This is a genomic window from Nonomuraea sp. KM88 (assembly GCF_052245635.1).
Lineage (GTDB): Bacteria > Actinomycetota > Actinomycetes > Streptosporangiales > Streptosporangiaceae > Nonomuraea.
In genome coordinates, this window is record NZ_JBQQCC010000005.1 from 258,982 (window position 1) to 279,024 (window position 20,043).

Annotated in this window: 20 protein-coding genes and 1 riboswitch; of the genes, 14 read left to right on the forward strand and 6 right to left on the reverse strand. The window is 71.8% G+C overall.

Translation table 11 applies throughout. The features are described from left to right. Positions 1-91 precede the first annotated feature (91 nt). The 12 genes from ACTWPV_RS17745 (at position 92) to ACTWPV_RS17800 (ending at position 14,199) form a co-directional block, all read left to right on the forward strand. Entirely contained in the window at positions 92-1,696 is a 1,605-nt protein-coding gene (locus ACTWPV_RS17745; RefSeq protein WP_443152603.1) for a sensor histidine kinase, read from the forward strand. Next, entirely contained in the window at positions 1,693-2,370 is a 678-nt protein-coding gene (locus ACTWPV_RS17750) for a response regulator (RefSeq protein WP_443152604.1), read from the forward strand. The genes ACTWPV_RS17745 and ACTWPV_RS17750 overlap by 4 nt, the downstream gene beginning before the upstream one ends. Before the next feature lie 162 nt (positions 2,371-2,532). Beyond that, positions 2,533-3,120 carry a phosphoribosylanthranilate isomerase gene (locus ACTWPV_RS17755; RefSeq protein ID WP_347645051.1) on the forward strand — a complete coding sequence of 196 codons (588 nt, stop codon included), beginning with the start codon at positions 2,533-2,535 and terminating at the stop codon, positions 3,118-3,120. After that, positions 3,120-3,914, forward strand: coding sequence for a GNAT family N-acetyltransferase (locus ACTWPV_RS17760; protein WP_443152605.1), 795 nt, complete (start codon positions 3,120-3,122; stop codon positions 3,912-3,914). Before ACTWPV_RS17755 ends, ACTWPV_RS17760 begins: the two co-directional genes overlap by 1 nt. Positions 3,915-4,170: 256 nt before the next feature. Beyond that, positions 4,171-4,752 carry a CDP-alcohol phosphatidyltransferase family protein gene (locus ACTWPV_RS17765; protein WP_347645053.1) on the forward strand — a complete coding sequence of 194 codons (582 nt, stop codon included), beginning with the start codon at positions 4,171-4,173 and terminating at the stop codon, positions 4,750-4,752. Positions 4,753-4,756: 4 nt separating this feature from the next. Beyond that, positions 4,757-7,261 (forward strand): sugar phosphate nucleotidyltransferase, encoded by a 2,505-nt coding sequence (locus ACTWPV_RS17770; RefSeq protein WP_443152606.1) that lies wholly within the window; start codon positions 4,757-4,759, stop codon positions 7,259-7,261. 268 nt (positions 7,262-7,529) lie between these two features. Beyond that, positions 7,530-8,042: an FHA domain-containing protein gene (locus ACTWPV_RS17775; RefSeq protein WP_132603765.1), complete on the forward strand. Its 513-nt coding sequence runs from the start codon at positions 7,530-7,532 to the stop codon at positions 8,040-8,042. Between the two features lie 67 nt (positions 8,043-8,109). Further along, positions 8,110-8,769, forward strand: coding sequence for a transcriptional regulator FtsR (gene ftsR, locus ACTWPV_RS17780; RefSeq protein ID WP_347645056.1), 660 nt, complete (start codon positions 8,110-8,112; stop codon positions 8,767-8,769). Between the two features lie 132 nt (positions 8,770-8,901). Next, positions 8,902-9,372, forward strand: a complete 471-nt coding sequence (locus ACTWPV_RS17785; RefSeq protein WP_090771501.1) for a bifunctional nuclease family protein — start codon at positions 8,902-8,904, stop codon at positions 9,370-9,372. A 147-nt stretch (positions 9,373-9,519) separates the two neighbouring features. Next, positions 9,520-10,140: a MerR family transcriptional regulator gene (locus ACTWPV_RS17790; RefSeq protein ID WP_132507171.1), complete on the forward strand. Its 621-nt coding sequence runs from the start codon at positions 9,520-9,522 to the stop codon at positions 10,138-10,140. A gap of 58 nt (positions 10,141-10,198) precedes the next feature. After that, a riboswitch (glycine riboswitch) is annotated at positions 10,199-10,298 on the forward strand. 178 nt (positions 10,299-10,476) lie between these two features. Continuing rightward, positions 10,477-13,308 carry an aminomethyl-transferring glycine dehydrogenase gene (gcvP, locus tag ACTWPV_RS17795; protein ID WP_443152607.1) on the forward strand — a complete coding sequence of 944 codons (2,832 nt, stop codon included), beginning with the start codon at positions 10,477-10,479 and terminating at the stop codon, positions 13,306-13,308. A gap of 93 nt (positions 13,309-13,401) precedes the next feature. Beyond that, on the forward strand, positions 13,402-14,199 hold the full coding sequence (locus ACTWPV_RS17800; RefSeq protein ID WP_443152608.1) for a tetratricopeptide repeat protein: 798 nt from the start codon (positions 13,402-13,404) through the stop codon (positions 14,197-14,199). A 109-nt stretch (positions 14,200-14,308) separates the two neighbouring features. On the opposite strand, the gene ACTWPV_RS17805 is transcribed toward ACTWPV_RS17800, so the two are convergent. Next, positions 14,309-14,656 carry a hypothetical protein gene (locus ACTWPV_RS17805; RefSeq protein WP_347645060.1) on the reverse strand — a complete coding sequence of 116 codons (348 nt, stop codon included), beginning with the start codon at positions 14,654-14,656 and terminating at the stop codon, positions 14,309-14,311. A gap of 81 nt (positions 14,657-14,737) precedes the next feature. Between ACTWPV_RS17805 and ACTWPV_RS17810 the strand changes: the two genes are divergently transcribed. Continuing rightward, positions 14,738-15,409, forward strand: coding sequence for an alpha/beta hydrolase family protein (locus tag ACTWPV_RS17810; protein WP_443152609.1), 672 nt, complete (start codon positions 14,738-14,740; stop codon positions 15,407-15,409). Here ACTWPV_RS17810 and ACTWPV_RS17815 read toward each other — a convergent pair. Together ACTWPV_RS17815 and ACTWPV_RS17820 are read right to left on the reverse strand one after the other, a co-directional pair. Further along, positions 15,376-15,573 (reverse strand): DUF5999 family protein, encoded by a 198-nt coding sequence (locus ACTWPV_RS17815; RefSeq protein ID WP_132341476.1) that lies wholly within the window; start codon positions 15,571-15,573, stop codon positions 15,376-15,378. The genes ACTWPV_RS17810 and ACTWPV_RS17815 overlap by 34 nt on opposite strands. A gap of 200 nt (positions 15,574-15,773) precedes the next feature. Next, positions 15,774-16,334, reverse strand: a complete 561-nt coding sequence (locus ACTWPV_RS17820; protein ID WP_443152610.1) for a TetR/AcrR family transcriptional regulator C-terminal domain-containing protein — start codon at positions 16,332-16,334, stop codon at positions 15,774-15,776. 114 nt (positions 16,335-16,448) lie between these two features. On the opposite strand from ACTWPV_RS17820, the gene ACTWPV_RS17825 reads away from it, so the two are divergent. Further along, on the forward strand, positions 16,449-16,847 hold the full coding sequence (locus ACTWPV_RS17825) for a hypothetical protein (RefSeq protein WP_443152611.1): 399 nt from the start codon (positions 16,449-16,451) through the stop codon (positions 16,845-16,847). A 63-nt stretch (positions 16,848-16,910) separates the two neighbouring features. Here ACTWPV_RS17825 and ACTWPV_RS17830 read toward each other — a convergent pair whose 3' ends face one another. The 3 genes from ACTWPV_RS17830 to ACTWPV_RS17840 all read right to left on the reverse strand — a co-directional run bounded on the left by ACTWPV_RS17830 (position 16,911) and on the right by ACTWPV_RS17840 (position 19,968). Next, the gene (locus ACTWPV_RS17830) at positions 16,911-18,257 is read right to left on the reverse strand and encodes an RNA polymerase sigma factor (RefSeq protein ID WP_443152612.1); all 1,347 of its coding nucleotides are present in this window, start codon (positions 18,255-18,257) and stop codon (positions 16,911-16,913) included. 183 nt (positions 18,258-18,440) lie between these two features. Next, entirely contained in the window at positions 18,441-18,779 is a 339-nt protein-coding gene (locus ACTWPV_RS17835; RefSeq protein WP_443152613.1) for a hypothetical protein, read from the reverse strand. A gap of 43 nt (positions 18,780-18,822) precedes the next feature. After that, on the reverse strand, positions 18,823-19,968 hold the full coding sequence (locus ACTWPV_RS17840; protein WP_443152614.1) for an AMP-binding protein: 1,146 nt from the start codon (positions 19,966-19,968) through the stop codon (positions 18,823-18,825). Positions 19,969-20,043 lie beyond the last annotated feature (75 nt).

Sequence of the window (20,043 nt, forward strand, 5' to 3'; positions counted from 1 at the left end):
CTCCTCCGGGCGGATGTGCGGCCAGTAGGAGGAGGCGGAGCCGTCCACGGGAAGGATCGGCCTTCCACGCTGGGCGGATACGGTTGTGCGCATGCGCTGGCGCGGTGTCCCTCTCGATGTCCTGCTCGCCGTCTCCGGCGTGGGCCTCGACCTGCTGACGACGGCGCACGCGGGCGACACCGAGTTCCTGCCCGCCGAGATGAACCTCCCGATGGCGCTGCTGGTGGGCCTGCCCATGGGGCTCGTCCGGCACCGGCCGGTGACCGTCACCTTCTGCCTGGCCGCGCTGCTCATGGTGACCGACCAGATCGGCTCGTTCACCTCCAACACCGCGCAGATCCTCATCTGCGTCGCCCTCGGCGTGGCGGGGCACCGCTCCGGCCTGCGGGCCACCACCGCGGCCGTGGCCGTCACCATCCTCGCCACCGCGTGCAACATCGCCGACCCCGGCTTCGCGCCGACCGCCAACACCTGGATGTACTCCGTCCTCCTGCCGGTCTTCCCCGCCGTGCTCGGCGCCTACCTGCGCAGCACGGCGGGGCGGCTGGAGGAGCGCGACGTCACGCCCGACGCGCTGCTCGCCGCCGGCGGGGTCGCCATCACCGTGCTCAGCACGTGGAGCTCCTGGCACCTGGGCGCGCAGCCCGTCTGGGTGGTGGGGCTGCTGGCCGTCGTGGGCGGCCTGTCGCTGGGCATCGCCAGGCGGCTGCCGGGACTGGTGTTCCTGCTGCAGGGCGTGCTGCTCGTCTCCGCCGACACCTACCTGAACAACACCGTCAACACCTGCGTGATCCTCACCCTGACCGCGATCGGCGTGTTCTCCATGCGGGTGGGGTCGTGGGCCTGGGTCGGGGCCGCCTACCTGACCGGCTGCCTGCTCACCGCGATCGCCGTGGTCGGCCCCGAGACCGAGATCACCCCGTTCCGCGCGGGCGTGCTGATGACGCTGGTGGCCACGCCGATCGCGATCGGCCGCTACCTCGGGATGCGGCAGGCCGCCCTGGCCGCGGAACGGCTGCGCGCCGAGGAGTCCGCCCGCGCCGCCGTCGCGCAGGTGCGGGCCGACCAGCTGGCCGAACGCGAGCGCATCGCCCGCGACGTGCACGACATCGTCGCCCACCACGTCGGCGCCATGGTGCTGCGCGCCGGCGCCGCCCGCTACGCCGCGCCCGACGGCCCCGTCGCCGACGCGCTCACCGACATCCGCGACGCCGGCCACCAGGTGCTGCAGGACCTGCGCGAGCTGCTCGACCTGCTGCGCGACCCCGACAGGCAGCCCGGCCTGCTGGCCAACCCCGCCGACGTCATCCGCGAGTCGGCCGACCGCATGGCCGCCGCCGGCCTCGACGTCGAGCTCGACCTCGACCCGGCCGCCGACCGCGCCCCGCTCATCGCCCGCGCCTCCGCCGCCCGTATCGTCCAGGAAGGACTCACCAACGTGCTCAAACACGCCGGACCAGGCACGCAGGTCCGCGTCAGCGTCACCCCGTCAGGCGACGGGCTCTCCGTGGAGATCCGCAACGGCCGGCCGCCCACCGACATCGAGCGGCTGCCCTCCTCCGGGCGCGGGCTGGCCGGCATGCGCGAACGCGTCCGCGCCCTCGGCGGCACCCTGTCCGCCGGCCCCGACGGCGAGGGCGGCTGGCTCCTGGCCGCCAGCCTGCCCGCGCGCCTGTCCCAGGGGAGCACCGCGTGATCCGCGTGCTGATCGCCGACGACCAGGCGCTCGTCCGCGCGGGCGTGCGCATGCTGCTGCAGGCCGCGGGCGACATGGAGGTGATCGGCGAGGCCGTCGACGGCGGCGAGGCGGTGCGGCTGGCCGAACGCCACCTGCCCGACGTGATCCTCATGGACCTGCGCATGCCCAAGGTCGACGGCCTGGAGGCGATCAAACGCGTGGTCAGGACCCGTCCGGGGGTCAGGATCGTGGTGCTGACGACGTTCGCCGAGGACGCCAACGTCTACGCCGCCCTGCGGGCCGGCGCGGTCGGGTTCCTGGTCAAGGACGACGATCCCGAGCGCATGGTGGACGCCGTGCGCCGCGCGGCGGCCGGGGAGCAACTGCTGGCGCCGTCCGTGTTGCGCAGGGTCGTGGAGCGGTTCCTGGCCGCGGGGGAGCAGCACGTCGCGCCCGCCCCGCCCGCCGGGCTGACCGAGCGGGAGGTCGAGGTGCTCGCCCTGGTGGGGGCAGGTCTGTCCAACGCGGAGATCGCCGAGGAACTGTACGTGGGCGTCACCACCGTCAAGACCCACATCGCGGCGGCGATGGACAAGCTGGGCCTGCGCAACCGCATCCAGGCCGCCGTCGTCGCCCACCGCACCGGCCTGGTCGACGCCTCCTTCCGCCCCGTACGCCCGCCCCGCGGCTGAGCGCTCGCCCCCGCCCTCCGGCTGAGCGCCGCCGGTATGCGGGGCGGCGGGCGGGCCGGCGTACCGGCCGGCGGCACGTCCTGCGGGGTCGCCGCCGGACGGTCCTGACCGCCGGAGGGCCGCGGTCGCCGGAGGGCGTCCGCCGCCGCTAAGGTCGGGAGTGTGTACGTGAAGATCTGCGGGCTGAGCGAGCCCGAGCACGTTGCCGCCGCCGTCGAGGCGGGAGCCGACGCCATCGGGCTGGTCATGACCCGCAGCCCCCGCAGGATCACCGTCGAGCGGGCGGCCGCGCTGGCCGCGCTCGTTCCCGCCCACGTGCTCACCGTCGGGGTGTTCCGGGGCGAGGACCCCGAGACGGTGCGCGCGGCCGCGCTGGCCTCCGGGGTGCGGGCCGTGCAGCTGCACGGCAGGCATCCGCACGGCGACTTCACCGCTCTGAAGGACCTCGGTGTGCGCCTGGTCAGGGCCGTCGACGCGGAGGCGGACCTGCGGTGCGGCGCCTTCGACGAGGACCTGCTCATCGTCGACGCGCCACACGCCGGATCCGGCCTGCCCTGGGAGTGGGCGGCCGTGCGCGGCAGGCCGTCCGGCCGGTGGTTGCTGGCGGGCGGCCTCGCCCCGGGCAACGTCGCCGACGCGATCGCGGCGGCCGAGCCGTGGGGGGTCGACGTGTCCAGCGGCGTGGAGACGTCGCCCGGGGTGAAGGACCCGGCTCTCATCAGGGCGTTCCTGACGGCCGTACGCGGCTGATGGACGGGCACGCCCGCGCTGCCGCGCCGGGAGACCTGGCCCGTGCCATCGGCTTCACCCACGCCTTCGCCCGGCGCAGGGCGCCCGTCGAGGTGCCGGTCCCTGGCGGGTTCGCGGTGCTGGACGACAGCTTCCCCCGCTCCTACGACGACAACAAGCTGATCGTCTGGTCCGGCGACCCGGATGCGGACGAGCTGCTCCGGGCGGCGGACGAGGTGCTCGCCGAGCGGGCCCACCGGCTGGTGTGCGTGGACGACGACCGGCTCGGCACCACCCTCGCACCCGCTTTCGCCGCCGCCGGCTACGAGCACGAGACCAACCTGATCATGGCCTACCGCGGCGCGATCCCCCACGACCCGCCCGCGGCCGACCGGCTGGAACTGCCGGAGCTGCTGCCCGTGCTGCGCCGCGACTGGCGCCAGGCGCTGCCGCAGGCGCCCGACGACGTGATCGACGGGCTCGCCCGGCGCGTGGAGCGCCGGCTGCGCGGGGCGGGCACGGCGGGCACGGTGGGTTTCCGCGGGGTCCGCGCCGGCGACGGGGAGGCGGGGGAGATCGCCGCCAGGGCCGACCTGTACGTCGACGGCGGGGTCGCCCAGATCGAGGGCGTCTTCACCGGCGAGCAGCACCGGGGCAAGGGCCATGCGCGGGCCCTGATGACCGCGCTGCTCGCGGAGCAGGCGGAGGCCGAGCTGATCTTCCTGGTGGCCGATGCGGCCGACTGGCCGAAAGACTTCTACGGCCGGCTCGGGTTCGAACCCCTCGGTTCCACCCACGCCTTCCTCCGCGCCTGACGGCCCTGCTCCGGCGGGCCTGCTCCGGCGGGCCTGCTCTGACGGCCCGCTCTGGCGACCCCGCTCGGCTACCCGCTCCGGCTACCCGCGGAGGCGGTGCCCAGGGGCCCGCCGGACCGGAAGCGGGCGGTGAGCGGGCGCTCGTGTGCGAGCGGCCGGCGGGCGCCCCGGACCGCCGTCGAGGCCGCGGGGCCCGCCGTGAAGGGAGTTCGGGCGGGACCGCTGCGGTGGAGTTCCACGCAGTAGGGTCTCCTGCGTGAGCGATACTTCCGCCGAGGACCGGATCTGGACGGTTCCTAACCTGCTGAGCTTCCTGCGCCTCCTGGGCGTCCCCGTGTTCCTCTGGCTGGTTCTGGGGCCCAAGGCGGACGGGTGGGCGATCGGGATCCTCGCGGTCGCCGGGTTCACGGACTGGCTCGACGGAAAGATCGCCCGGGCCTTCAACCAGACGAGCAGGCTGGGCCGGATCATCGACCCGGCCGCCGACAAGCTCTACGTCTTCGCCACCATCTTCGCGCTGCTGCTGCGCGACGTCATCCCGTGGTGGCTGGTCGCGGTCATCGTCGGTCGCGAACTCTTCGTCGCGTGTTCCTTCCCCGTACTTCGCAAACATGGCTATAAGGCACTTCAGGTGCATTTCCTGGGCAAGGCCGCCATGTTCAATCTCATGTACGCCTTCCCTCTCCTCTTCCTTGCCTCCCACACTGGGTGGTATGCCGATATAGCCCGAATTGTCGGGTGGGCGTTCGCCCTATGGGGAACGGGCCTGTACTGGTGGGCGGGGGTGCTGTATGTGGTACAGGTGCGCCGGCTCGTAATCTCGGCCAAGAAGGAGTGATCGGGTGAAGGCGGTCGTCATGGCGGGCGGGGAGGGCACTCGGCTGCGTCCGATGACCGCCAACCAGCCCAAGCCTCTGCTCCCCGTGGCCAACCGCCCGATCATGGAGCACGTACTGCGCCTGCTCAAGCGGCACGGCATCACCGAGACGGTGGTCACCGTCCAGTTCCTGGCCGCTCTCGTGCGCACCTACTTCGGCGACGGCGACGAGCTCGGCATGAACCTCCAGTACGCCACCGAGGACCTGCCCCTCGGGACCGCGGGCAGCGTCAAGAACGCCGCCGACCGCCTCCGCGACGATCGTTTCCTGGTCATCTCCGGCGACGCTCTGACGGATATTGATTTAACGGACATGATCCGGTTCCATCGCGAGAATGCCGCCCTGGTGACCATCGGGCTGAAACGTGTGCCGAATCCGCTCGAGTTCGGGATCATCATCGTCGACGACGAGGGCAGGGTGCAGCGCTTCCTGGAGAAGCCCACCTGGGGACAGGTCTTCTCCGACACCGTGAACACCGGCGTCTACGTCATGGAACCCGAGGTCCTCGACGCCGTGGCCACCGGCGAGCCCGTCGACTGGTCCTCCGACGTCTTCCCCGCGCTCCTGGCCCGCGGCGCGGCCATCTACGGCTACGTGGCCGACGGCTACTGGGAGGACGTCGGCACCCACGAGAGCTATCTCAAGGCCCACGCCGACGCCCTGTCCGGCAGGGTCGCGGTGGACATCGGCGGCTTCGAGCTCTCGCCGGGCGTCTGGGTCGCCGACTCCGCCGCGGTCGACCCCGACGCCGTGCTCAAGGGCCCGCTGCTCATCGGCGACTACGCCAAAGTCGAGGCGGGGGCCGAGCTGCGCGAATACACCGTGCTCGGCAACAACGTCGTCGTCCGCGAGGGCGCCTTCCTGCACCGCGCGGTCGTCCACGACAACGTCTACCTCGGCCCCGGCGCCCACCTGCGGGGCTGCGTCATCGGCAAGAGCACCGACGTGATGTCCGGCGCCCGCATCGAGGAGAACTCCGTCATCGGGGACGAATGCGTCATCGAGGCGGAGGCGTACGTCTCCAGCGGCGTCCGGGTCTACCCGTTCAAGACGATCGAGGCCGGCGCGGTCGTCAACACCAGTGTCATCTGGGAGTCGCGCGGCCAGCGCAACCTCTTCGGCACGAGAGGCGTCAGCGGCCTGGTCAACGTCGAGATCACCGCCGAACTGTGCGTCCGCCTGGCCAGCGCGTACGCCACCACCCTCAGGAAGGGCGAGCACGTCGTCACCTCGCGCGACTGCTCCCTGGCCGCCAGGGCGCTCAAGCGGGCCGTCATCGGCGCGCTGACCGCCGGCGCGATCAACGTGCTCGATCTGGAGGCGGCCCCGCTGCCGGTGGCCCGCTTCCACACCGCCAGGGGCTCGGCGGCGGGCGGGATCGCGCTGCGCACCACGCCGGGCGACCCGCAGAGCGTGGACATCGTCATCATGGACGACCGCGGCGCCGACCTGCCCCCGGCCGCCCAGCGCAAGCTGGAGCGGGTCTTCTCCCGCCAGGAGTTCCGCCGCGCCTTCCCCGGGGAGATCGCGGAGCTCGCCTACCCGGCCAGGGCCGTCGAGGACTACACCCACGAACTGCTGCGTCACGCCGGCGTGACCGGCGTCAAGGACATGAAGGTCGTCGTCGACTGCGCGGGAGGCACCTCCTCGCTGGTGCTGCCCACGCTGCTCGGCCGGGTCGGCGTCGAGGTGCTCACCGTCAACGCCCGCCTCGACGACGTCTCGCCCACGGAGACGCTCGCCGGTCGGCGGCGCGACCTGCAACGCCTGTCGGAGCTGGTCAGCTCCTCGCGGGCGGCCTTCGGCGTCAGGTTCGACCCGGTCGGCGAGCGCATCGCCCTGGTCGACGAGATGGGCCAGCTCATCAGCGAGGAGCGCGCGCTGCTCGTCGTGCTCGACCTCGTGGCCGCCGAACGCAGGAGCGGCCGGGTGGCCCTGCCCGTCACCACGACCAGGGTCGCCGAGCAGGTGTGCCGCTTCCACGGCGTGCAGGTGCAGTGGACGTCCACCGCGCTCGACGCCCTCACCTCGGCCGCCGCCGCCCCCGACATGATCTTCGCGGCCGACGGGCGCGGCGGCTTCGTGGTGCCGGAGTTCAGCCCCGCGATCGACGGGCTGGCCGCGTTCCTGCGCCTGCTCGGCCTGGTCGCCCGCACCCGCCTGTCGCTCAGCCAGATCGACGCGAGGATCCCCGAGGTGAAGCTGCTCAGGCGGACCGTGCCCACGCCGTGGGCGGCCAAGGGAGCCGTGATGCGCTCCGTCATCGAGGCGGCCGAGGCCGAGCCGGAGGGCCGCCGCATCGACACCACCGACGGGGTGCGGGTGGCCCGCGACGACGGCAGCTGGGTGCTGGTGCTGCCGGCCGCGGCCGAGCCCGTCACCGACCTGTGGGCCGAGGCCTCCGACGTGGACGGCGCGCAGGCGCTGCTCGAACGCTGGGCCCGCGTCGTGGAACAGGCCGCCACGTGACCCGCGGCCGGGCGGGCGCGAGAACGGCCGGGCCGCGATTGTGCGCGGACGGTCCCGCAAGATCGTAATGTAGAAACGCGCGGCGGCATGGACCGCAGGGCAGGGGCGGCGGTAACTTTGTCTGCGTCCTGACCACAGTCCAGCGCCCCGTCTTGACCTTTGCCGCTGATCAGCGTAAGTTGCGGCATTCGCAAACTTGAAAAAGCGAAGCGAGGCGCGCTCCAGAGCACCGTCGCCGCGTCTTCGCGGTAGGAGGCCGAGCCGATCGATGCCGAGCGTCTACTGCACGCAGTGCGGGCACGCCAACCCCGAGGATGCCCGTTTCTGTTCCCGCTGTGGGTCACCGCTGACCAGACTCGAGGTCTCCGGGGACACCACATCGACGATCTCGGTGGCGGGAATCGAGGCGTATGAGGCTGAGACAGGCGACATGCTCCTGGCCGAGCGGGCGCTGGTCGAGCAGCTGCCGCCCGGCGCGGCGTTGCTCACGGTGACCAGAGGGCCCAACCAGGGCAGCCGCTTCCGGCTCGACAAGGACCTGACCACGACCGGGCGCCATCCGGAGAGTGACATCTTCCTCGACGACATCACCGTCTCCCGCCGCCACGTCGAGTTCTACCGCCACCGCGGCGGCCAGTTCTCCGTGCGCGACGTGGGCAGCCTCAACGGCACCTACGTCAACAGGGAGCGGATCGAGGAGGTTCCCCTGCACTCCGGCGACGAGGTGCAGATCGGCAAGTTCCGCCTTGTCTTCCTGATGCGGGGCAGCTCCGGGGCATGAGGGGGCGAAGCGGGCGACCGGCGGACGCCGTCTCGTGCGTGACCATGCGGCAAGGGGAGGAGCGCGCATGACGTCGCAGGCGGCACGCTCGCACATGAGCATCGGGGAGGTGCTCGCGCTCCTGCAGGGCGAGTTCCCCGATGTCACCATCTCCAAGATCCGTTTCCTGGAGGGCGAAGGGCTGATCGAGCCCGAGCGCAGCCCGTCCGGCTACCGCAAGTTCACGCACCTGCACGTGGAGCAGCTGCGCTTCATCCTCACCGAGCAGCGCGACCACTACCTGCCGCTGCGGGTGATCAAGGACAAGATGGCGGAGGGCTTCGGCCGCCCGCGCGCCCTGCAGGACAACGGCAAGCAGGAGATCAGGCTCAGCCGGGCCGAGCTGATCGAGGCCGCGAGCATCGACGAGGAGACCCTCGCCGAGCTGGAGGACTACGGCCTGCTCGCCCCGGTGGCCCGTCGCTACGACGAGGAGGCGCTCGCGGTGGCCCGCACCGTCGGCGCCCTGGCCCGCTTCGGCCTGCGCGCCCGGCATCTGCGCGCGGTCAAGGCGGCGGCCGAGCGCGAGTGCGGCCTGGTCGAGCAGACCGTCGCACCGATACTCAAGCGGCGCGCCCCCGGCGCCATCGGCGAGGCCGACGAGGTGGCCAGGGAGCTTTCCGCACTCCTGCTCGACCTGCACGCATCCCTTGTGCGCACGGGTGTCCGGTCCGTGCTGGGGCGCTGAGACCGCGGCGAGCTGGGAGGCGGCGGCACATTCCAGGCCCGCCGGGTGTTACGTTGAAATGCAGAAGCCAGTCAGCAGAAGCAACGACCAAATAGCTGTGCCGGGTCACCGGTCAGGAATACGGAGCAGCCCGTGTTGCAGATGGAGGTTGTGGGCGTTCGGGTTGAAATGCCCACAAATCAGCCGATCGTCTTGCTGAAGGAGGCACACGGGGAGCGGTTCCTTCCTATATGGATTGGCATGACGGAAGCCACGGCCATCGCTCTGGCCCAGGCAGAGGAGCCTCCGCCGCGGCCGCTCACCCACGACCTCTTCCGTGACGTGCTGAGCGCGCTGGGCGTAGGCCTGCGGGCGGTCAACATCGTCGCCCTGCGTGACGGCATCTTCTTCGCCGACCTGGTGTTCTCCAACGGCGTGGAGGTGAGCGCGCGGCCGTCCGACTCGATCGCGCTCGCCCTGCGCACCGGGGCGCGCATCTTCGCCAGCGAAGAGGTCGTCCAGGAGGCCGGGGTGATCATCCCGGACGACCAGGAAGACGAGGTGGAGAAGTTCAGGGAGTTTCTTGACACGATCACTCCCGAGGACTTCGGCCGGGCGGGGTAGGTATTTCAGTGCATTTACGCTTCACGACGCGCCGAGCCGGATCGTTGACTGAGCATGGTCGCGGTCCTACGGTGCAAGTGAAACCCGTGGCCGCGCTTCACGTACCCCCAGATCAGGCCACGGGATGAGAGAAAGCCGGAGGTCCGCGTGGCGGTCAGCAGCGGCGAGGGAAAGACGGCCGGCCAGGAAGATCCGGTGCGGCGCGAAAGCGCGCGGCAGCGTGCCGGGGAGCAGGGTCTGCTCTTCGACGAACAGCCCGCGGCGCTGCCGGGCGACATCGGATACCGCGGGCCGACGGCATGCTCGGCGGCCGGCATCACCTATCGGCAGCTCGACTACTGGGCGCGCACGGGCCTCGTCGAGCCCACGATAAGAGCCGCGCAGGGCTCCGGCTCCCAGCGTCTCTACAGCTTCCGCGACATCCTGGTCCTCAAGGTCGTCAAGCGGCTCCTCGACACCGGGGTGTCGTTGCAGCAGATCCGCACGGCCGTGCAACATCTGCGTGACCGCGGGGTCGCCGACCTCGCGCAGATCACGCTCATGAGCGACGGCGTCAGCGTCTACGAGTGCACCTCGGCCGACGAGGTGATAGACCTGCTCCAGGGCGGGCAGGGCGTGTTCGGCATCGCGCTCGGCCGGGTCTGGCGCGAGGTCGAGGGCTCCCTCGCGGAGCTGCCGGGGGAACGCGCGGCGGTCGAGGACACCGTCCCGGCCGACCATCCCGCTGACGAACTCGCCCGCCGCCGCCGCGCCCGCCGCACGGGGTGAGTACGGCTCCTGGCAGCCGTACGAATCGGGCGTAGTAACCTGAGGGCAGAAAGGCCGACGACCCCGTGCGGGAGAGTCTCCGGGCCCCCTGGGCTCCGGGGCGCCGAAGGAGCAACCCTCCCCGGAATCTCTCAGGCATCCCGTACCGCTCGGGCGAGGCAACTCTGGAAAGCAGGCGCACCCGCCAGGCGCGCCTCACCGACGGTGCAAGCCCCACCGGGGTGAAGCTCTCAGGTCGCGGCCCCGCGCTTGTCCGGGGCCCGCGCTGACAGAGGGGGAGATCCGGCACACGCCCGCGCCCTGGCGCCGGTCTCCACAGCCTCGGGAGGCATCTCCATGACCGATCTGTCCGCCCCGCCGTTCTCGTCCCGGCACATCGGCCCCTCCGAGTCCGAACAGCAGCGCATGCTCGAGGCCGTGGGCTTCGAGTCCGTGGCGGATCTGGTGGCGGTCGCCGTCCCCGAGTCCATCAGGGCGAAGGACCGGCTCACGCTGCCCGCCCCCGCCGGCGAGGCCGAGGCCATCGCCGAGCTGCGCGCCCTGGCCGACCGTAACCAGGTGCTGACCTCGATGATCGGGCTGGGCTACCACGACACGGTCACGCCCGCCGTCATCCGCCGCAACCTGCTGGAGAACCCGGGCTGGTACACCGCCTACACCCCCTACCAGCCGGAGATCTCGCAGGGCCGCCTCGAGGCGCTGCTCAACTTCCAGACCGTCGTCTCCGACCTCACCGGCCTGCCCGTGTCCGGAGCCTCGCTCCTCGACGAGGCGACCGCCGCGGCCGAGGCCATGACGCTGGCCCGCAGGGCGGGCAAGTCCAAGAGCGCCGTGTTCGTGGTCGACGCCGACGCGCTGCCCCAGACCAAGGCCGTCCTCGCCACCAGGGCTGAGCCGCTCGGCATCACGCTCGTGGAGCACTCCCTCGACGGCGAGCTGCCCGAGTGCTTCGGCGTGCTCGTCCAGTACCCAGGAGCGTCCGGCCGGCTGCGTGACTTCCGCGCCGTGGCCGCCGCCGCGCACGAGGCGGGCGCCCTCGTCGTGGCCGCCGCCGACCTGCTGGCACTGACGCTCGTGGCCGCCCCCGGCGAGCTGGGCGCCGACATCGCCGTGGGCTCCTCGCAGCGGTTCGGGGTGCCCTTCGGGTTCGGCGGGCCGCACGCCGCCTACATGTCCGTACGCGAGGGCCTGCAGCGGCAGCTGCCCGGCCGCCTGGTCGGCGTCTCCGTCGACGCCGACGGCGACCCCGCCTACCGCCTGGCCCTGCAGACCCGCGAGCAGCACATCCGCCGCGAGAAGGCCACCAGCAACATCTGCACCGCGCAGGTCCTGCTCGCCGTCATCGCGAGCATGTACGCCGTCTACCACGGCCCGGAGGGCCTGCGCCGCATCGCCCACCGGGTGCACCGCCACGCCGCAGCCCTGGCGGAGGGGCTGCGCCGGGCTGGCGTGGAGGTCGTGCACGCCGAGTTCTTCGACACCGTGCTCGTGCGCGTGCCCGGGCGGGCGTCCGCCGTGGTCGCCGCCGCCGCCGAGCGGGGCGTCAACCTCTGGCAGGTGGACGCCGACCACGTCTCGATCGCCTGCGACGAGAAGACCGGAGCCGCCGACCTGGCCACGGTGCAGGCCGCGTTCGGGGTCACGACCCCCCGCACCGACGTCGAGGGCGCCGCCGACGCGCTGCCCGCCCCGCTGCTGCGCGAGTCCGCCTACCTGACCCACCCGGTCTTCCACGACCACCGCTCCGAGACCGCGATGCTGCGCTACCTGCGCCGGCTGCAGGACAAGGACATCGCGCTCGACCGGTCCATGATCCCGCTGGGCTCCTGCACGATGAAGCTCAACGCGACCACCGAGATGGAGCCGATCACCTGGCCGGAGTTCGCCGCCGTCCACCCCTACGCGCCCGCCGCCCAGGCCGAGGGCTACCTCGAGCTGATCGGCACGCTGGAGCGCTGGCTGGCCGAGGTGACCGGCTACGACGCCGTCTCCATCCAGCCCAACGCCGGCTCCCAGGGCGAGTTCGCCGGGCTGCTGGCCATCCGCGCCTACCACAACGCGGGCGGTGACAGCGGGCGGGACGTCTGCCTCATCCCCTCCTCGGCCCACGGCACCAACGCCGCCAGCGCCGTCATGGCCGGCATGCGGGTCGTGGTCGTGGCCTGTGACTCCGAGGGTAACGTCGACCTGGCCGACCTCGACGCCAAGATCGCCAAGCACCGCGACGCGCTCGCCGCGATCATGGTGACCTACCCGTCGACGCACGGCGTCTACGAAGAGACCATCACCGAGATCTGCGCCAAGGTCCACCAGGCCGGCGGCCAGGTCTACGTCGACGGTGCCAACCTCAACGCGCTGGTCGGGCTGGCCAAGCCCGGCGAGTTCGGGGCCGACGTGTCCCACCTCAACCTGCACAAGACGTTCTGCATCCCGCACGGCGGCGGCGGCCCCGGCGTCGGCCCGGTCGCGGTCCGCGGCCACCTGGCGCCCTACCTGCCCGGTCATCCGCTGCGCGACGGCTCGCCGGTGGGGCCCGTCTCCGCGGCGCCCTACGGGTCGGCCGGGATCCTGCCGATCTCGTGGGCGTACATCCGGATGATGGGCTCCGACGGGCTCACGGCGGCCACCGAGCAGGCCATCCTGTCGGCCAACTACCTCGCCAAGCGGCTGGCCCCCCACTTCCCGGTGCTCTACACCGGACGCGGCGGGCTGGTGGCCCACGAGTGCATCATCGACCTGCGCCAGATCACCAAGGAGACCGGCGTCACCGTGGACGACGTGGCCAAGCGCCTCATCGACTACGGCTTCCACGCGCCCACCATGTCGTTCCCCGTCGCCGGGACCCTCATGATCGAGCCGACCGAGAGCGAGGACCTCGGCGAGCTCGACCGGTTCGCCGACGCGATGATCGCCATCAGGGGCGAGATCGCCAAGGTGGCGTCCGGCGACTACGACAAGGCCGACAACCCCCTGCGCAACGCGCCGCACACCGCGGAGTCGGTGAGCGCCGACGAGTGGCACCACCCGTACACGCGGACCGAGGCCGCCTACCCCCTGCCGTCGCTGCGCGACGGCAAGTACTGGGTGCCGGTGCGCCGCATCGACCAGGCCTACGGCGACCGCAACCTGGTGTGCTCGTGCCCCCCGCTGGAGGCGTACGAGGACTAGTCACCGGGAGGGCCAGACCTTCGGCGTCAACCGGGCAGACATGATCGCCGGAAGTCGTTAGGCTCAGGGCGACCGTCGCCAGAAGGAGCTCTCTTGACGTCCTCAGAGCTGGAGACCCCGCCTCTCGACACCGCCCGGCGTCTGGCCGAACGCGGCGACCTCGACGGCGCCGCCGCCATCCTCAGCGAGCTCGCCGCCGACCCCGACGAGCCCGACAGGGCTCAGGCCGCCGTCGGGCTGGCCGTGGTGCTGGAGGAGCGCGGCGACGTCGAGGCCGCCAGGACCGCCGCCAGGACCGCGCTGGCGACGGGGCACCCCGAATACGCCTCGCAGGCCGCCTGCCACCTGGCCCAGGGGTTCGAACGCGAAGGGCGGGCCGAGCAGGCCAGAGCCGCCTGGCAGGCCGTGCTGGGGGTCGGCGCGGCCGCGTACGTCCCGCTGGCCCATCTCGCGCTGGCCCGGCTGGCCGTGCGGGCGCTCAACCTCGAGGAGGCGGAGCAGGAGCTGCGGGCCGCGATGGCGGCCGGCGACGGCGAGGTCGCCGCGCGCGCCGCGCAGGAGCTGGCCGACCTGCTGATGGAGCACGGAGAGCCCGGGGCGGCGGCTGAGCTCCTCCTGGACGCCCTGGAGGCCGTGCCCGAGGAGGAGACGCCGGGGTTGCGGGTCCGGCTCGGCATCGCGCACCTTGAGCTGGCCTGCGCGGAGTTCGCGGAGACCGTGGAGGGAGGCGCGGACGCGCAGACGAGCGCGCTGGCCATCGAGCTGCTCGCCCGCACCCTGCCCCTGCGCGGGCGCGACGACGACGCGGGGCGGGTCTGGTCGTACGGGCTGGAGCACGCCGACGAGACGCTGGCCGCGGAGGTCAGGCTCCGCTACCAGCGCGACACCTGACGCCCGGGGCCCGGTGTGCGTGACGTCCCGGCCCATGCCACCGAGGCGCTCCTCCCGGGCGTGCCCGCGGGCCGGCGGAGGTGCTCCCGTTCCCTCCGCCGGCCGGAGGTCAGCCGCGGCGCATGATGGCCGCCGCGGCGGCCACGTTGATGATGACGATGGCCAGCCACGTGATGATCAGCCCCACCAGTCCGGCGTTGACCACCCCGATGGCCGTCAGCGGGATGCCCATGCCCATCGAGCCCAGCGCGACCGGGATCATCGTCGCGCCCGGCGCGGACTTCTTGTGCGGCGGGGGCCCGTGGCGGTCGAGCTCGGCCCGCACCCGGGCGGCGATGGTGGCCTCGAGGCGCTCGGTGAACGAGTCGACGAGCGCCGCCTCGTAGTCGGGCCCGAGATCGCGGCGGGCGTCGAGCGTGGCCTGAAGGTCTTCCCTGATGGGACGCTGGTCCGGCATAAGGTCATCATCCATCCCGGAAGTGGTGTCGTCATCCGACCTGAGGGCTAGCGCGTCATCCTCCCCAGGTACGGTGCTGGCATGGAGGTGATGACCCCGCGCGGGCCCGCGCTCGTGGAGATCGACGAGGTGCCGGGCGCGCGGCTGCTGCTGGTCCTGACCCATGGCTCGGCCGGGGGAGTGGACGCTCCCGATCTGCTGGCCGTGCGCGACGCCGCCATGGGCGTGGGAGCCAGCGTGGCGCGGGTGACGCAGGCGTTCAGGATGGCGGGGGCGCGGGCGCCGGGCCCGCCGGCGAGGCAGGACGAGGCGTGGGAGATCGTGCTGGCCGAGCTGCGCGCGCGCCTGCCGGGGCTGCCCCTCGTGCAGGGCGGGCGGAGCAACGGGGCTCGGGTGGCGTGCCGTACGGCGAAGGCGGTCGGCGCGGCGGCGGTGGTGGCGCTGGCCTTTCCGCTGCATCCGCCGGGGAAGCCGGAGCGCTCCCGGGCCGGGGAGCTACGCGGCGCCGGGGTGGACGTGCTGGTCGTGAACGGTGATCGTGACCCCTTCGGAGTGCCGGACGCCGCGGATGCCGCGCGCCTGGTGGTGCTGCCGGGAGAGGGCCATGACCTGAAAAAGGACCCCGCCCGGGTGGGCGAGGTCGTGGCGGAGTGGATCACCCGCTACGGCGGGCCGCCACGGCAGGGCAGCACCGGCCGGCGGCGCCGCCCGCGTGCGGATCAGGCCGCGCCCACCAGCGGATCGGGCCGATGAGGTGCGATGACGGTGCCGCTGGGCAGCAGCTCGCCGGTGTCCTCGAACAGGACGACGCCGTTGCAGAGCAGGCTCCACCCCTGCTCGGGGTGGCAGGCGAGGGTGCGTGCCGCCTCGCGGTCAGGCGCCTCGGCATCCGGACAGGCCGGGTCGTGCGGGCACATCGGCGTGCCTCCGATATCTCGTGGGATGCTCCCGTTCTGGAGGGGCGGGAGCCGGCTCGGGTTGTTGTCCTGGCAAGTGTGCGACTGTGTCACGCGTTCCGACATAGCCCGTTCGGGCTGTTACAGGAGGATCCCTGGTGCGTGTGACCTTCGACACAGCGTGCCTTATGCAGGATAACCGGCCAAGCGCGACACGCGCATCACGTTTGCAATCCCTTGAGGAGAGCGTCGAGCCCGCGCTCGAAGTCGATATCAGCTCTTTCGTCCCGTCTGACCCATTCATCGACGTCTGGGTCGGCCCAGCCTGACTGCTGCACCTCGACGGCGACACTGCCGAAGACGAAGGCCCGCAGCGTGCGCACGGCCTCGGCGGCGTCCTGGAGCCCCGCGTCGGCGAGCTGCTCGGTCTGCTCCTTGACGGCGACCGCCGTGGCGCCCTTGGGCGGCTTGGTGAGGGCCAGGGCCAGCACGCCGGGATGCTCGCGCAGCGCCTCCCTGCTCGCCCGGCACCAGGCCCTGGCCGTCTCCTGCCAGGTGGAGCGCTGCTCGACGTGGATGGCGGTGACGTGCTCGGCCAGCGCGTCCATCAGCGCTTCCTTGCCCCGGGGCAGGTGGTGATAGATGGCCATCGCCTCCACCTGCAGGGCGTCGCCCAGGCGGCGCATGGTGAGCCGGCGCAGGCCCTGGCCGTCGGCGATGTGGAGCGCGGCCTCGATGATGCGCTCGCGGGAGAGGGGGACGGGTGGTCGCTTGGCGGGCATGGAGATCATCTTACTATGTAAAGGCGCTCGCTCCTGGCCGATTTCCGCACGTGTCGCGGGACGGCGTACGCTAAGCGTCGGAACGAATGACGACAGCGTGAAGGGGCCGAGTCGATGGCGTTTTTCCGTCCGCGGGTGAGCCGGGAGGCCGAGGTTCGCTTCCACGCGGACCAGGAGATCTCCAGGAGCTTCCCCGAGCTGCTCGAGAAGGCCCGCGAGGCCGAGCGGACGCTGCGCGAGCTGCAGGCCTCGGCGGCCGACGAGATCGAGCTGCTGGCCGCGGGCCAGGCGCTCGACCGGGCGCTGACCGACACGCTGCGGGCCGCGGAGGCGGGGCAGCGGGCCACGTTCGGGGTGAAGGCCTACGACGACCGGATCGCGCGCCGCAAGGCCAAGGCGACCCCCGCGGGGGCCATGTGGACGGCACAGGTCGAGCGCCTGCGCACGCTGCGCGAGGACAACCGGATGTGGGGCATCCCGCGGGTGCCGCGCCCGGTGCCCGCCACCGTCTGAGCGCCGGTCACCAGGCGTCCAGGAAACGAGAGCCCCGGCACGTGGTGTGCCGGGGCTCCGTTGTCAGCTGGCCCAGTCGAGCAGCGGGCGGGTGTTGCTCGGGTGGCGCAGCTTGGACAGCGACTCCTTCTCCAGCTGGCGGATCCGCTCCCGGGTCAGCCCCAGGTGCCTGCCGATCTCGTCCAGCGTGTGCGGCTTGCCGTCCACCAGGCCGAAGCGCAGTGCCATGATCTTCGACTCGCGCGGTGAGAGGTTGTCGAGCACGCCGCGCAGCTGGTCGCCCAGCAGCTGGCGGTCGACGATCTCCGACGCCTCGGGGGAGTCGACGTCCTCGATGAGGTCGCCGATCGTGGTCTCGCCGTCCTCGCCGATCGTCGCGTTCAGCGAGATCGGCTGGCGGCTGGTGCGCAGCAGCTCCTCGATCTGGTCCGGGGTCTTGTCCAGCTCGACCGCCAGCTCCTCGGGGGTGGGCTCGCGTCCCAGGCGCTGGTGCATGTCGCGCTCGATGCGTGACAGCTTGGACAACATCTCCAGCACGTGCACCGGCAGCCGGATCGTCCGCGCCGAGTCGGCGAAGCCGCGCTGGATGGCCTGCCTGATCCACCACATGGCGTACGTCGAGAACTTGAAGCCCTTGGTGTAGTCGAACTTCTCCACCGCCCTGATGAGCCCCAGGTTGCCTTCCTGGACCACGTCGAGCAGCGACATGCCGCGGTCGGTGTACTTCTTGGCCACCGACACGACCAGGCGCAGGTTGGCCTCCAGCATGTGGTCCTTGGCCTGCTTGCCGTCCTCGACGACCAGGCGCAGGTCCTCCCGCGCGGCGGGCGGCAGATCGGGCTGGGTCTCGAGCTTGTACTCGGCGTACAGGCCGGCCTCGATCCGCCTGGCCAGCTCGACCTCCTGCGCCGCGGTGAGCAGCGTGCGGCGGCCGATGGACTTCAGGTAGGTGTGCACCGAGTCGCCCATGACCGACTGGGTGTCGTCGAGGTCGACGGCGTCGCCGTCGTCCTCGGCGCTCAGCTCGATCTCCTCCGGCACGTCCTCCTCGTGCTCCGGCTTGGGGTCCGGGGGGATGACGGACTTCGCGTCCGCCGGGGAAAGGATTTTTGCCTCTGCTGCCTTGCGGCCGGTAGTCTTGGCCCGCGAAGCCTTCTTGGGAGTCGCCGCCTTCTTCTGGGTGGTCTTTGTGGGGGTGGCGGTCGTGCTGAGAGACGGCTCGTTCTCGGCGGCCAGGCTCACGCCGGCCTCTGACAGCTCACGCAATATCGTGCGGCCCTCAGAGGGGCTGATCCCGGCTTTGCCGAACGCGTCCCGCAGCTCCGCCAGAGATAGGTGACCCTGGGCTCGCCCTCGTTCGAGCAACTGGTCGAGAGACACGGGCGGGGTCGCCAAGGCGGTTCTGGGCATGAGGACACCTCCTCCGTACGGAGTAGAAGCGATCAGGCAGGTTGTGGTGGGGCGGCTTCGTCGTCCGCACGGCGCACCAGTATCAATAACGCCAATCGCCGCCATTTGTTCCCCCGTGCGGACGAATGTCATGAAAAAGGGGCGGATCGCCTCTTCTGGCGGACCACCCCTTCGGCTCGCTCGCTAGTCGCCCACCTCGATCGAGACCTCGGGCATCGGCATGGGATCGGCGTCTTCCATGCGCTCGCCGGTCCAGTATTCGATGACCTGGCCGGGATCGGGGTTGACCTCGCGGGAGACGACGACGTCGTCGCCGGTGGGGTCGCCACTGGGATCGCCACTGGGATCGGACGTGGAGGTCTCTGGCCCGCCGGACGGCGACGCCTGCTCCACCACGGCCCTGGTCTCCTCGCCCACCTGCGAGAGCTTGCCCGCCGAGGCGGCCGCCGCGATGGAGGCGCCTCCGACCACGATCACGCCGACGACGGCGACGGATGCCCACATCTTGCGGGTCTGGTCCATGAAGGCTCCCTCCCTTTCCCCGGTTTGACGCAGCCGCAACTCATCAGGTTCCTGCCCTCAACCGCACAAGGTCGGTCTTTCCGTTCGGCAACAGCGGCAGCCGGAGCTCCAGGCGCAGCTCGCGTGGGGCGGCATAGGGGGGAAGCCTATCGCGGCAGTATGCCGTTAATTGTGCAAGCGTGGGGGGTGTGTCGGGGTTGACGGGAACGACGACGGCCGTGACCCGCTCGCCCCATTCGGGGTCGGGCGTGCCGAACACGGCGGCGTCGGCCACCTCGGGATGCGTGCACAACACGGCGGTCACGGCGCCGGCCACGACCTTCTCGCCGCCGGTGTTGATGACATCGTCGGCGCGGCCCAGCACGCGCAGGCGGCCCCCGGTCAGCTCGCCGAGGTCGGAGGTGACGAACCAGCCGCCCTCGAGCGGGGCCGGCCCGCCGAAACGGTAGCCCGAGAACAACACGGGGCCGGCGATCCTGATCAGGCCGTCGTCGCCGACCTTGAGATCTACATTGTAAAGGGGCTGGCCGTCGTACACGCAGCCGCCGCACGTCTCGCTCATCCCGTACGTCGTCACCAGCCGCGCCCCGAGATCCCTCGCCTGCTCCAGCAGCCCGGGCCGCGGCGCCGCGCCACCGAGCAGGATCGTGCGGAAGACCGACAGGTCCGCGCCCAGCCCGACGAGCCGGTGCAGCTGGGTGGGCACCAGGGAGACGTGGTCGGCGCCGGAGGCGAGGACCGCGTGTGGGTCGAACGACGGGTGGATGATCGGCTCGCTCCCGGACAACAGGGCGCGCACGAGCACCTGCAGCCCCGAGACGTGGGAGACGGGCAGGCAGCACAACCAGCGCTCGCCCTTGGAGGCCTCGACGCGGCGCAGGGAGGCCGCGGCCGAGGTGCGCAGGGCCGTGGCCGAGAGCAGCACCCCCTTGGGGGCGCCGGTGCTGCCGCTGGTGGCGATGACGACCGCGACGTCGCCCGGCACGCCTTCGCCGCCGGCCTGGAGGGCTCCGTTGACGTGGGTGGGGCGCAGGGTCGCCAGCGCGGCCTCGGAGTGGCCGGGCGGAAGGGGGAGCACGGCCGGGCCGTCGCCCGCGAGCGCGTCCCGGATCGCCGCGAACAGGGCAGGTCCTGGAGATTGCACAATGGCGTGAAGCGGACGGTCCGGATGCGACGGGTTCCTCCACATGCTCGTAAGGTTAGTGGCGACAGGTCGGACAGAAGTGCAGGGAGGGTCGTGACGCGTTCTCCCATGGAGCCCGAG